Source organism: Pseudomonas sp. GGS8 (assembly GCF_024168645.1).
Classification (GTDB): Bacteria; Pseudomonadota; Gammaproteobacteria; order Pseudomonadales; family Pseudomonadaceae; genus Aquipseudomonas.
The window spans coordinates 2,183,728-2,196,494 of the sequence record NZ_JALJWF010000001.1 but is presented as its reverse complement, the minus strand read 5'-3'; the positions used below and the strand labels follow the sequence as shown (position 1 = coordinate 2,196,494).

The following is a 12,767-nucleotide window of genomic DNA, read 5'->3' as shown; positions in this document are numbered from 1 at the left end:
GCTGAACAAAAAATGCCGCTCTGAATGAGCGGCATTTTTTTGCCCGATGCAAAACCCTGTGGGAGCGAGCCTGCTCGCTCCCACATTGGGTTTGTGTGTCCCGTAACTTCAGCGGTATTCATCCACCGGCACACACGCGCAAAACAGGTTGCGATCGCCGTAGACATTGTCCACACGGTTCACCACCGGCCAGTACTTATGGGCCTTGGTGTGGGCATCCGGCGTCACCGCTTGCTCAATGCTGTACGGCCGCTCCCAGACGCCGGTGATATCGGCCAGGGTATGCGGTGAACGTTTCAGCGGGTTGTCCTCGGCCGGCCAATTGCCGTTCTGCACCTCGTTGATCTCCGCGCGAATGCTCAGCATCGCATCGATGAAACGATCCAGTTCCGCCTTCGATTCACTCTCGGTCGGTTCGACCATCAACGTCCCCGGCACCGGGAACGACATGGTCGGCGCATGGAAGCCGTAGTCCATCAGCCGTTTGGCAACGTCTTCTTCGCTGATCCCGGTCAGCGCCTTGAGCGGACGCAGGTCGAGGATGCATTCGTGGGCCACTCGCTCGTTGCGCCCGGTGTAGAGCACCGGGAACGCCCCGGACAAATGCTGCGCCAGGTAATTCGCGGCGAGGATCGCCACCTCACTCGCATCCGCCAGCTGCGGCCCCATCATCGCGATGTACATCCAGCTGATCGGCAGAATGCTTGCACTGCCCCAAGGGGCTGCGCTTACCGCGCCGTTCCCCGGCAGCGGGCCATCGATCGGCACCACCGGGTGATTGGCGACAAAAGGCGCCAGGTGCGCCCGGACACCAATCGGGCCCATCCCCGGCCCGCCACCGCCGTGGGGAATGCAGAATGTTTTGTGCAGGTTCATGTGCGACACATCGGCACCGATGTCCGCCGGCCGCGCCAACCCGACCTGCGCGTTGAGGTTGGCACCATCCATGTACACCTGACCGCCATGGCGGTGGATCACTTCACAGATCTCGCTGATGCCTTCCTCGTAAACCCCATGGGTCGAAGGATAAGTCGCCATCAGGCAGGCGAGTTTGTCCCCCGCCTCGATGGCCTTTTCTTTCAGGTCTTCCAGATCGACATTACCCGCCTCGTCGCACTCGACGATCACCACCCGCATCCCGGCCATTTGCGCCGAGGCCGGATTGGTGCCGTGGGCCGAAGACGGTATCAGGCAGATATCCCGCGCGCCCTGATGGCGGCTCTCGTGATATCTGCGGATTGCCAGCAACCCCGCGTACTCACCCTGAGCGCCCGAGTTGGGCTGCATGCAGATTGCATCGAAACCGGTGATCGCGCAGAGCCAGCGTTCCAGTTCCTCGATCATCAAGGAATATCCCACCACCTGCTCTTTCGGCACGAACGGGTGCAGGTTGGCGAACTGCGGCCAGGTGATCGGGATCATCTCGCTGGTGGCATTGAGCTTCATGGTGCAGGAGCCCAGCGGAATCATCGATTGATTGAGCGCCAGGTCTTTGTTTTCCAGCTGCTTCAAGTAACGCAGCATTTCGGTTTCGCTGTGATGGGCGTTGAACACCGGATGACGCAGATAAGGCGAACTGCGCTGCAATCCTGCAGGAATGCCGGATTCCAGGGTTTCAGCGTCCAGCTCGTCGACGTTGAGCCCATGATCGGCACCGAGAAACACATCGAACAGTTTCGCCACGGTGGTTTCGTTACAGGTTTCGTCGAGGCTCAGGCCCAACCGCCCGCGACCAAGAATGCGCAAATTGATCTGCGCCGCCTGGGCGCTTTCGATGATTGCGGTCTGAGTGCCACCGACTTCCAGGGTCAGGGTGTCGAAGAAGTGTTGGTTCACACGGGTAATGCCGTGGCGTTCCAGGCCGGCGGCGAGGATGCAGGTCAGCCGATGGACACGCTGGGCAATATTCTTGAGCCCTTCCGGGCCATGGTAGACCGCATAGAAACTGGCGATATTGGCCAGCAGCACTTGGGCGGTGCAGATGTTCGAATTGGCCTTCTCCCGGCGAATGTGCTGCTCGCGGGTTTGCAGGGCCATGCGCAAGGCCACGTTGCCGCGAGCATCTTTCGACACGCCGATGATCCGCCCCGGAATCGCCCGTTTGTATTCGTCGCGACTGGCAAAAAACGCCGCGTGCGGGCCACCGTACCCCATGGGTACGCCGAAGCGCTGGGATGAACCGAATACCACATCGGCACCCAACTCTCCCGGCGGGGTCAGCAACAGCAGGCTCAGCAGGTCGGTGGCGACGCAGGCCAGGGCTTGCTGGGCATGCAGATGATCGATCAGCGGGCGAAGATCGCGCACGTCGCCATGGGTGTCGGGATATTGCAGCAGCGCGCCGAACACCTGGTGCTGCTTCAAGTTATCCACAGCGTCGATGATCAGGTCGAAGCCGAACCCTTCGGCCCGGGTCTGCACCACGGAAATCGTCTGCGGGTGGCAATTTTCATCAACGAAAAACAGATTGCTTCTGGATTTGGCGACACGCTTGGCCAATGCCATGGCCTCGGCGGCCGCCGTGGCTTCATCCAGCAACGAGGCGTTGGCCAGTTCCAGGCCGGTCAGGTCGATGGTCAATTGCTGGAAGTTCAGCAACGCTTCGAGCCGGCCTTGGGCGATCTCTGGCTGATAGGGCGTATAAGCGGTGTACCAACCGGGATTTTCCAGCACGTTGCGCAGGATGACGGCCGGCGTGAGCGTGCCGTGGTATCCCATACCGATCAGGCTGGTCCAGACCTGATTCTGCTCGGCGTAGCTGCGCAGTTTGGCCAGCGCGGCCTCTTCATCGAGGGCGGGCGGCAAGTCCAGCGGTCGGTTGAGGCGGATTCCCGGCGGCACTGTCTGCTCGATCAACTCGACGCGGCTACCAAGGCCGAGGCTGTCGAGCATCGCCTGCTGCTCGGCGGCATCGGGCCCGAGATGGCGGCGCAGGAAGGCATTGGGATCGCGTAACTGACTCAAGGACGGCAACTGGGACATGACGGGCTCTCTCTTGACTGGCGCTCAGCGTCGATGCAATACGGTCAAACCAGCATAGCAGTCGATACCCGCACAGATGACGTGGCGCCGTTGGTCAATCCGGATCATTATGCTCGGCGCCTACAAACGTTCGCTGATCGGGTACCAACATTTATGAGCCAACTGTCTTTCCTGCCCTTCTCCAAACCCACCATCGATGAAGCCACGATTGCCGCTGTCGGCGATGTGCTGCGCTCGGGGTGGATTACCAGCGGCCCCAAGGTTCAGGCCTTTGAAGCGCAACTCTCGGAATATTTTGGCGGGCGCCCGGTGCGTACGTTCAATTCCGGCACCTGCACCATGGAGATCGCGTTGCGAATTGCCGGAGTCGGACCGGGCGATGAAGTGATCACCACGCCGATTTCCTGGGTGGCCACCGCCAACGTGATTCTGGAAGTTGGCGCCACGCCGGTGTTTGCCGACATCGACCCAGTCACCCGCAATATCGACCTGGATCAACTGGAAGCGGCCATCACCCCACGCACCAAAGCCATCATCCCGGTGTATCTCGCGGGACTGCCCGTGGACATGACGCGCCTTTACGCGATTGCAAAAAAACATGGTTTGCGAGTGGTGGAAGATGCGGCCCAAGCATTGGGTTCGAGCTGGAACGGGCAGCGCATCGGTTCGACTGGCGATTTCGTGTCCTTCAGTTTCCAGGCGAACAAGAACGTCACTTGCTCAGAGGGCGGGTGCCTGGTGCTGAACAATGCCGAAGAAGTGCGGCTGGCTGAAAAGTACCGCTTGCAAGGCGTTACCCGCAGCGGTTTCGATGGGCTGGACGTTGATGTGCTGGGCGGCAAGTTCAACATGACCGATGTCGCGGCAGCCATTGGCCTGGGGCAGTTTGCCCACATCGAGGCGATCACCGCTCATCGTCGTGAGCTGGCCAAACATTATTTCGCCTGCTTTGGCGACGACTTCGAAGCGCAATACGGGGCTCAACTGCCGCCGGCGGATTTCGAAAACAGCAATTGGCATTTGTTCCAACTGGTGCTCCCGGAACGCCAGGACGGCCAACCGGCACGGGCCACTTTCATGGAGCAGATGCAGGCACTGGGGGTTGGTATCGGCTATCACTATCCGCCGATCCACTTGCTGAGTCTTTACCGCGAACGCGGGTTCAAGGAAGGCATGTTCCCGGTCGCCGAGCGGGTCGGACGACTGATTGTTTCGCTGCCGATGTTTACGGCCATGGATAAAGCGGATGTCGAGCGTTCGGTGGCTGCGGTGAAAGCCGTCTTGCGGCCTTGATTCGGCCTTTGCAGGAGCTGCCGAAGACAGCTCCTGCAAAGTGGGCATTACTCGCCGATGACGGCCTTGTAGGCCATCGGGTCGAGCAGCTTGTCCAGCTCAGAGGTATCGCTTGGCTCCATTTTGAAGAACCAGCTGTCATAGGGCGCGCTGTTGACCAGTTCCGGGCTGTTGGCCAATTCTTCGTTAACGGCAATGACTGTGCCGGAGACTGGCGAGTAGATATCCGACGCAGCCTTGACCGACTCGACGACACCCGCCGCTTCACCGGCAGCGAACACTTTGCCGATCTCCGGCAGCTCGACGAACACTACATCACCCAAGGCTTCCTGAGCATGGTCTGAAATACCCACTTTCACGCCGCCATCATGGTCTAGACGGGCCCATTCGTGACTTTCGGCAAAACGCAGGTCGACAGGGATTTCGCTCATGTTCTGTGTCCTCAAGAAAAATGTCAGCGGTCATTGCCCGCCAGAAAAAGTTAGATCAAGGTTTTGCCGTGGCGCACGAAGGTCGGTTTGACCACTCGGACCGGGTACCACTTGCCGCGGATTTCCACTTCAGCGCGGTCGGCGGTCGCCACCGGCACCCGCGCCAGTGCAATCGACTTGCTAAGCGTAGGAGAGAAACTACCACTGGTGATCTCTCCTTCGCCAACATCGGCGATGCGAACCACCTGATGAGCCCGCAGAACCCCACGTTCCTCAAGGACCAGACCGACCAGTTTGTGCTGCACGCCGGCGGCCTGCTCGGCCTCCAGGGCTGTGCGACCGATGAACTGGCGCGAGGCCGGCTCCCAGGCAATGCTCCAGGCCATGTTGGAGGCCAGCGGTGAAACGTCTTGATGGATGTCCTGGCCGTAGAGATTCATCCCGGCCTCAACCCGCAAGGTATCGCGCGCGCCAAGGCCGATCGGGGAAATACCTGCGCCCACCAGATCGTTGAAAAACCCCGGCGCCTGATCGGCCGGCAGCACGATTTCCAGACCATCCTCACCGGTATAGCCGGTGCGCGCGATGAACCAGTCACCGTCGGTCTGACCTTCGAAAGGTTTGAGTTGCTGGATCAACGTAGCGCGGGACTGGGTCACCAGTTCGGCAATCTTGTGCCGGGCGTGAGGCCCTTGAATGGCCAGCATCGCCAGCTCGGAACGCTCGTTGAGCTGCACATCGAAGTCGCCGAGATGGGCCTGCATCCAGGCCAGGTCCTGATTGCGGGTGGAGGCGTTGACCACCAGCCGATAACCATCATCGAGGCGATAGACGATCATGTCGTCGACGATACCGCCGTGCTCGTTGAGCATGGCGCTGTACAAGGCACGGCCGGGGCTGTGCAGACGTTCGACGTCATTGGTCAGCAAATATTGCAGCCAGGCCTTGGCCTGGGGGCCGCCAACATCGATCACGGTCATGTGGGATACATCGAAAACCCCGCAATCTCGGCGCACCTGATGGTGTTCCTCGACCTGCGAGCCGTAATGCAGAGGCATATCCCAACCGCCAAAATCGACCATCTTCGCGCCGAGGGCGAGATGAAGGTCATACAGAGGCGTGCGCTGTCCCATGGGTTTCTCCTTCCGGGCGTGGCGAAGGTGCGGACAGACGCTGTACGGGGTGAAATGCCTTGAAATAAGGGCTTTCAGCCGATTTCAGCAACCCGGTCTGAAAGACGGACCGCACCGAATGCCGCGCATTGTAGCCGCAAGGTGTAGGACTGACACCTACGCGTTTCGATGCGCCGAACGTCGGATCAATCCGATGACCGGTAACAGCCCGACCAACACCAGCGTCAGTGCCGGCAACGAGGCTCTGGCCCACTCGCCTTCACTGGTCATTTCAAAGATTCGCACCGCCAGCGTGTCCCAGCCGAACGGGCGCATCAGCAGGGTTGCGGGCATTTCCTTGAGCACGTCGACGAACACCAACAACGCCGCGCTCAACGTGCCCGGCAGCAGTAACGGCAGATACACTTTGAAAAACAGTCGTGGCCCACTGACGCCAAGGCTACGTGCTGCTTCAGGCAAAGAAGGCCGTATTCGCGCCAGGCTGCTTTCCAGCGGCCCATACGCCACGGCGATGAATCGCACCAGATAAGCCAACAACAACGCCGACAGACTGCCCAGCAGTAGCGGTTTGCCCGCGCCGCCAAGCCAGCCCGACAGAGGAATTACCAGTTCGCGATCCAGATAACTGAACGCCAGCATGATCGACACGGCCAATACCGAGCCCGGCAAGGCATAGCCGAGGTTGGCCAGGCTGATGCCGGAACGGATCGCTCGGGTCGGTGCCAATCGACGGGCAAAAGCCAGCAGCAGCGCGACGCTGACAGTGATTAACGCCGCCATGCCGCCCAGGTACAGGGTGTGCACGATCAACCCGGCATAACGCTCATCCAGATCGAAGCGCCCGCGTTGCCAGAACCACACCAGCAGTTGCAGCACGGGAATGATGAAGGCGCAGGCGAACACCAGACCACACCAACTCATCGCCGCCAGCGCCTTGACCCCGCGCAGGTGATACAACGCCTTGACCCGCGGCCGTTCGTTGCCCGCCCGGTTGGCTCCCCGAGCCCGGCGCTCGCCATACAACACAAGCATCACCACCAAGAGCAACACGCTGGCCAGCTGCGCGGCGGTGGAGAGACTGAAAAAGCCGTACCAGGTTTTGTAGATAGCGGTGGTGAACGTATCGAAGTTGAACACCGACACCGCACCGAAATCCGCCAGGGTTTCCATCAGCGCCAACGCCACCCCCGCGCCGATCGCCGGACGTGCCATGGGCAACGCCACTCGCCAGAACGCCTGCCACGGGGATTGCCCCAGGACTCGCGCCGCTTCCATCAGGCCTTTGCCCTGGGCCAGGAATGCGGTACGCGCCAACAGGTAAACGTAGGGATAGAAAACCAGCACCAACACCAGAATCACGCCGCCGGTGGAGCGCACTCGCGGCAGCCTCAGGCCACTGCCGAACCATTCACGCAGCAGGGTTTGCACCGGGCCGGCAAAATCCAGCAGGCCGACGAAAACGAATGCCAGCACGTAGGCAGGAATCGCGAACGGCAGCATCAACGCCCAGTCCAGCCAACGCCGCCCTGGAAACTCACAGAGGCTGGTGAGCCAGGCCAGGCTAACGCCCAGCAGCGTTACACCGAAGCCAACGCCGACGACCAGCGTGAGGGTATTGCCCAGCAGCCGCGGCATTTGCGTGTCCCATAGGTGGGACCAGATCTGCTGATCGATGGTTTGCCAGGAGAGAAGCAGGACGCTCAGGGGCAGCAGGACCAGCGCAGTCATGGCAAAGACCAGGGGATACCAGCGGCGTTGGGCGGGGTGAGCCAAGGAAAGTTCTCGTTTAAATGAGTGCGCCCACGCTCTGCGTCACGCCTCGACGCAGAGTGTTGGAGCGATCAGGCCGGCAGGGACGCCGCCATTTCATTCGGTGGCGCGGTATATCGACAGACTCAGTTCCAGCCGACCCGGTCCATCATCCGGATCGCTTCAGCCTGACGCTTGCCGGCGATTTCCACCGGCAACGTATCAGCCACGAACTTGCCCCAGCTCGCGACTTCAGCTGAAGGCTGAACAGCAGGGTTGGCCGGGAACTCCTGGTTCACGTCAGCGAAAATCTTCTGCGCCTCAGGTGTGGTCATCCACTCCACCAAAGCTTTGGCAGCTTCCGGGTGCGGTGCATGCTTGGTCAGGCCAATGCCCGACAGGTTGACGTGCACGCCACGGTCGCCCTGATTCGGCCAGAACAGTTTTACCGGCAGGTCCGGCTTCTGCTTGTGCAGACGGCCGTAGTAGTAAGTGTTGACGATGCCGACGTCGCACTGACCGGCATTGATCGCTTCCAGCACAGCGATGTCGTCGGAGAACACATCGGTGGACAGGTTGTTGACCCAGCCCTTGAGGATCTTCTCGGTTTTCTCGGCGCCATGGACTTCGATCATGGTGGCGGTCAGGGACTGGTTGTAGACCTTCTTCGCCGTGCGCAGGCACAGGCGGCCTTCCCACTGCTTGTCGGCCAGCGCCTCGTAGGTGGTCAGCTCACCGGGTTTCACCCGGTCGGTGGAGTAGGCGATGGTGCGCGCCCGCAGGCTCAGGCCGGTCCAGGCATGGGACGACGCGCGATATTGCAGCGGAATGTTGGCGTCGATCACCTTGGAAGTGAACGGCTGGAGGATGCCCATCTGCTCGGCCTGCCAGAGGTTGCCGGCATCGACGGTCAGCAGCAGGTCGGCGGTGGCGTTTTCGCCTTCGGCCTTGATCCGCTGCATCAACGGCGCTTCCTTGTCGGTAATGAACTTCACCTGCACACCGGTTTTCTGGGTGTAGGCATCGAAGACCGGTTTGATCAGTTCATCGATACGCGAGGAGTAAACCACCACCTCGTCGGCGGCCTGGGCGGCGGTGCTGCCAATCAGGGTCAGGGCCAGTGCGGTCAGTAGACGCTTGGGGGCCAACATGGAAGCGATCTCTCGAGTGGGGAACGTGAGGCCAAATGATAAGGACTCACATTTCGCTTCTCAATCGAACAGTGGCTGGAGGAGTTACCAGATGTTGCACAGCTGAAATGGGTGATGGATATACCGACTTGCCCGCGAAGAGGCTATCAGCCCCAACGAAGATCTCAGGCCTTGGCCAACGCCGGTAGATCCCCGATCAACCCAAGCGCTTCGCGCACGAACAACGCCTTGGCCTCGGGCATCTGGTCGACCATCTTCAACCCGGTATTGCGCAACCAGCGCACCGGCAATGGATCGGCCTGGAACAGCCGTTCGAACCCTTCCATCGCCGCCATCAACGCCAGGTTGTGGGGCATGCGCCGACGTTCGTAGCGACTGAGCACTTTCACATCCGCCAACCGTTCACCCCGCGCGGCCGCTTGCAGCAACACTTCGGCCAATACCGCAGCATCGAGGAAACCGAGGTTCACGCCCTGCCCGGCCAGCGGATGAATGGTGTGGGCCGCATCGCCGATCAACGCCAGGCCTTCAGCCACGTAACGCTTGGCATGACGCTGACGCAGCGGCACGCACAGACGCGGGTCGGCACTGAGCACCGTGCCGAGGCAGCCTTCAAAGGCCCGCTCCAGTTCTTTGCAGAAGCCTTCGTCGTCCAGCGCCATCAGGCGTTCGGCTTCACTCGGCGTGGTCGACCAGACGATCGAGCACCAATCCTGCTGACCGTCCCGTTCCAGGGGCAAAAACGCCAGCGGGCCGTTGTCGGTGAAACGCTGCCACGCGGTCATCTGATGCGGTTTGGCGCTGCGCACACTGGTGACGATCGCGTGGTGCATGTAATCCCACTCACGGGTCGCAACGCCAGTCAGGCGCCGCACCGCCGAGTTGGCGCCATCCGCCGCGATCACCAACGGCGCCCGCAAGGTGCGGCCATCGGCCAGGGTCAGCAGCCAGTCGTCACCGGAGCGGCGCATCTGCTCCAGACGCGCATTGGCCAGCATCCCGAGGTCGCAGTCGTGCAGCCGGTCGAGCAAAGCATCCTGAACCACGCGGTTCTCGACGATATGCCCGAGCACTTCAGCATGTACGCTGGTCGCCGAGAAATGGATTTTCCCGGTGCCGCTGCCGTCCCAGACGTGCATGTCGGTGTAGGGGCTGCTGCGCCGATTGGCGATGCCGTCCCAGACGCCCAAGCGTTCGAGTATTCGCTGGCTGGCCGCCGACAAGGCGCTTACCCGTGGTTCGAACGGCGCCTGGCCATCGAAGGGTTTGACGCTCAGGGGGCTGCCGTCCAGCAGCAGGACTTCGAGCCCGCTGTTTTGTAACGCCAACGCCAGGGCGCTGCCGACCATTCCGGCCCCGACAATCAGCAGATCTGCGCGCATTTCCATGCTTTAGGCCTGTCTCGCTTGCGGCTCGAGCCGCACGTAAAGGGGTTTCTCGACGCGCGTCACCAAAGTGCTCGCGCCGTCATGAATATCGACGTGCAGGTGCGTCCGCTTAAACATCTGGACGTGTACCCAGGCCCATGGCCTGTCGGGCGAACCAGCGCTTGGCCGGCGGCAGCAGATCAAGGCCGAGCAGGCCGATGTTGCGGCCCAGGGAAACCAGCGGCTGGGTGCTGCCGAACAATCGGGTGACCTGATCGGAGAAACCCACGGTCAAGTTCTGGTCCAGACGCTGGCGCTCGCGATAAGCCTGCAAGGTGGTGAAATCGCCAAGCGCGGTCTCGCTGCCCAACAAAGTGTCGGCCAAGGCCTGGGCATCGCGCAGGGACAGGTTGAAGCCTTGCCCGGCAATCGGGTGCAGGCTGTGCGCGGCGTTGCCGAGGATCGCCAGATGCGGGCGAACTTGCTCCTCGGCTTCGATCAGCGACAACGGATACAAATTGCGCGCTCCGACCTGTTTCAGCGTGCCGAGGCGATAACCGAACACGCCCTGCAACTCGCTGAGAAAGCTGCGGTCATCAAGGGCTACCAGTCGTTGCGCGTCCATGCCCAGACGGGTCCAGACCAAGGCGCAGCGGTTTTCCGGCAGCGGCAACAAAGCCATTGGGCCATCGTCGGTGAAGCGCTCGAAGGCCATGCCGTTGTGCGCTTCGCTCGGGGTGATATTGGCGATCAGCGCGCTCTGGTTGTACGGGCGTTTCTTGATGCCGATACCCAGCTGCTCACGCAGGCCCGAACGGCCGCCATCGGCCAACACCGCGAGGTCGCATTCCACCAGGGTTTCATCGTTGAGCGTCAGGCGATAGCCGTCAGTCAGCGGTTCCATGCCGGTGACCTCCGCCGGGCAACGCCAATTGATCACGTCCTTGTCCAGACTGTGCCAGAGGCATTGGCCGAGCCAGGCGTTTTCCACCACATAACCCAGCGCCGGAACCCCCTCTTCCATCGCCGACAACCGCGCCGTGGAAAAACGCCCACGGTCGGAGACATGAATTTGTTTGATCGGCTCGGCGCGGCGGGAGATTTCCTGCCACACGCCCAACCGCTGATAAATCTGCCGGGCGCCGAACGACAACGCCGAAGAGCGAGCGTCATAACTCGGCTGATAGGTGTCGCCAGGGGCAAAGGGTTCGATCAGCACGATCTTCCAGCCACGAGCCTTGGCCCCGGCCTGCAACGCCAATGCCAGGCTGGCGCCAACCAGGCCACCGCCGATGATTGCCAGATTGACTCGACTCATGCCGCTTGTGTCCGTGCGGCGGCCATCAAGGCCTCGATCTCGGCGACCGTTCTCGGCACGTCGTTCGTCAGGATTTCACAACCGGTTTTGGTGACTACCACGTCGTCCTCGATGCGCACGCCAATGCCGCGCCATTTCTTCGCCACGTTCTGGTTGTCCGGGGCAATGTAGATGCCTGGCTCGACTGTCAGCGCCATGCCGACTTCCAGCACGCGCCACTCACCACCCACCTTGTACTCGCCGACGTCATGCACATCCATGCCCAGCCAGTGGCCGGCGCGGTGCATGTAAAACGCCTTGTAGGCTTCGCTGGCGATCAGTTCATCGACATCGCCCTGCAGCAGGCCCAACGTCACAAGACCCGCGGTAATGACCCGAACCGTGGCTTCATGCGCCTGGTTCCAGTGTTTGTTCGGTGCGATTTCGGCAAACGCCGCTTCCTGGGAAGCCAGCACCAGCTCGTAGATCGCCTTCTGTTCCGGTGAATACTTGCCGTTGACTGGCCAGGTGCGGGTGATATCGCTGGCGTAGCAGTCGATCTCGCAACCAGCGTCAATCAGCACCAGATCGCCGTCCTTGAGCACCGCGTCATTCTGCTGGTAATGCAGGATGCAACTGTTGCGCCCGGCGGCGACGATCGAACCATAGGCCGGCATCTTCGCCCCGCCCTTGCGGAATTCGTAATCGAGCTCGGCTTCGAGGCTGAACTCATGCAAACCGGCACGGCTGGCCTGCATCGCCCGAGTATGGGCCTGAGCGGAAATCCGCGCGGCTTCGCGCATCACCTTCACTTCTGCCGCCGATTTATACAGGCGCATGTCGTGCAGCAGATGATCCAGGGCAACGAATTCGTTCGGCGGCTGGGCGCCGAGGTGCGCTTTAGAGCGGATCACGTTGATCCAGTCCATCAGGTGTCGATCGAATTCCGGGTTGCTGCCCATGGCCGAATACACCCGGTCGCGGCCTTCGATCAGACCCGGCAGGATGTCATCAATGTCGGTGATGGGAAAAGCGTCGTCGGCGCCGTAATCACGGATTGCGCCTTCCTGGCCGGCGCGCAGGCCGTCCCACAGCTCGCGCTCGGCATTGCGTTCACGGCAGAACAGGATGTACTCGCCATGTTCGCGACCGGGAATCAAAACGATAACGGCCTGAGGCTCGGGAAAGCCACTGAGGTACTGGAAGTCGCTGTCCTGACGGTAAACGTGCTCGACGTCACGGTTGCGAATGGCAACCGCGGCGGCGGGCAGGATGGCGATGCTGTTGGGTTCCATCTGCGCCATCAAGGCCTTGCGGCGACGGCTGTATTCCGATTTCGGGATATGAATCATGGGCAGATGGCT

At 61.2% G+C, this 12,767-nt stretch carries 9 protein-coding genes and 1 pseudogene; 1 reads left to right on the top strand and 9 read right to left on the bottom strand.

Annotated elements, in window-relative coordinates; genetic code table 11:
• Positions 1-108: 108 nt before the first annotated feature.
• Positions 109-2,982: an aminomethyl-transferring glycine dehydrogenase gene (gcvP, locus tag J3D54_RS09725; protein WP_253417695.1), complete on the bottom strand. Its 2,874-nt coding sequence runs from the start codon at positions 2,980-2,982 to the stop codon at positions 109-111.
• Positions 2,983-3,135: 153 nt separating this feature from the next.
• Here gcvP and J3D54_RS09720 point away from each other — a divergent pair, with 153 nt between their 5' ends.
• Positions 3,136-4,275, top strand: coding sequence for a DegT/DnrJ/EryC1/StrS aminotransferase family protein (locus J3D54_RS09720; RefSeq protein ID WP_253417694.1), 1,140 nt, complete (start codon positions 3,136-3,138; stop codon positions 4,273-4,275).
• A 47-nt stretch (positions 4,276-4,322) separates the two neighbouring features.
• Here J3D54_RS09720 and gcvH read toward each other — a convergent pair whose 3' ends face one another.
• The 8 genes and pseudogenes from gcvH to pepP all read right to left on the bottom strand — a co-directional run bounded on the left by gcvH (position 4,323) and on the right by pepP (position 12,755).
• Complete coding sequence (gene gcvH, locus J3D54_RS09715; RefSeq protein WP_253417693.1) at positions 4,323-4,706, bottom strand: glycine cleavage system protein GcvH; 384 nt, start codon at positions 4,704-4,706, stop codon at positions 4,323-4,325.
• 50 nt (positions 4,707-4,756) lie between these two features.
• Entirely contained in the window at positions 4,757-5,839 is a 1,083-nt protein-coding gene (gene gcvT, locus J3D54_RS09710) for a glycine cleavage system aminomethyltransferase GcvT (RefSeq protein ID WP_253417692.1), read from the bottom strand.
• A 156-nt stretch (positions 5,840-5,995) separates the two neighbouring features.
• Complete coding sequence (locus J3D54_RS09705) at positions 5,996-7,612, bottom strand: iron ABC transporter permease (protein WP_253417691.1); 1,617 nt, start codon at positions 7,610-7,612, stop codon at positions 5,996-5,998.
• A 122-nt stretch (positions 7,613-7,734) separates the two neighbouring features.
• On the bottom strand, positions 7,735-8,739 hold the full coding sequence (locus J3D54_RS09700) for an extracellular solute-binding protein (protein ID WP_253417690.1): 1,005 nt from the start codon (positions 8,737-8,739) through the stop codon (positions 7,735-7,737).
• 164 nt (positions 8,740-8,903) lie between these two features.
• Entirely contained in the window at positions 8,904-10,121 is a 1,218-nt protein-coding gene (locus J3D54_RS09695; RefSeq protein ID WP_253426558.1) for a 2-octaprenyl-3-methyl-6-methoxy-1,4-benzoquinol hydroxylase, read from the bottom strand.
• Between the two features lie 9 nt (positions 10,122-10,130).
• Positions 10,131-10,226, bottom strand: a pseudogene (locus J3D54_RS09690) (tetrameric acyl-CoA thioesterase); the annotation flags it as partial.
• Positions 10,227-10,236: 10 nt separating this feature from the next.
• Positions 10,237-11,424, bottom strand: a complete 1,188-nt coding sequence (gene ubiH, locus J3D54_RS09685) for a 2-octaprenyl-6-methoxyphenyl hydroxylase (RefSeq protein ID WP_253417689.1) — start codon at positions 11,422-11,424, stop codon at positions 10,237-10,239.
• A complete protein-coding gene (pepP, locus tag J3D54_RS09680) occupies positions 11,421-12,755 on the bottom strand; it encodes a Xaa-Pro aminopeptidase (RefSeq protein WP_253417688.1) in 1,335 nt (444 codons plus the stop codon). Before pepP ends, ubiH begins: the two co-directional genes overlap by 4 nt.
• Positions 12,756-12,767: the final 12 nt, after the last annotated feature.

Coding starts and splice junctions, on each gene's coding strand:
- ubiH (WP_253417689.1), bottom strand. CDS start 11,424: ATGAGTCGAGTCAATCTGGCAATCATCGGCGGTGGCCTGGTTGGCGCC.
- J3D54_RS09700 (WP_253417690.1), bottom strand. CDS start 8,739: ATGTTGGCCCCCAAGCGTCTACTGACCGCACTGGCCCTGACCCTGATT.
- pepP (WP_253417688.1), bottom strand. CDS start 12,755: ATGATTCATATCCCGAAATCGGAATACAGCCGTCGCCGCAAGGCCTTG.
- gcvP (WP_253417695.1), bottom strand. CDS start 2,982: ATGTCCCAGTTGCCGTCCTTGAGTCAGTTACGCGATCCCAATGCCTTC.
- J3D54_RS09720 (WP_253417694.1), top strand. CDS start 3,136: ATGAGCCAACTGTCTTTCCTGCCCTTCTCCAAACCCACCATCGATGAA.
- gcvT (WP_253417692.1), bottom strand. CDS start 5,839: ATGGGACAGCGCACGCCTCTGTATGACCTTCATCTCGCCCTCGGCGCG.
- gcvH (WP_253417693.1), bottom strand. CDS start 4,706: ATGAGCGAAATCCCTGTCGACCTGCGTTTTGCCGAAAGTCACGAATGG.
- J3D54_RS09695 (WP_253426558.1), bottom strand. CDS start 10,121: ATGCGCGCAGATCTGCTGATTGTCGGGGCCGGAATGGTCGGCAGCGCC.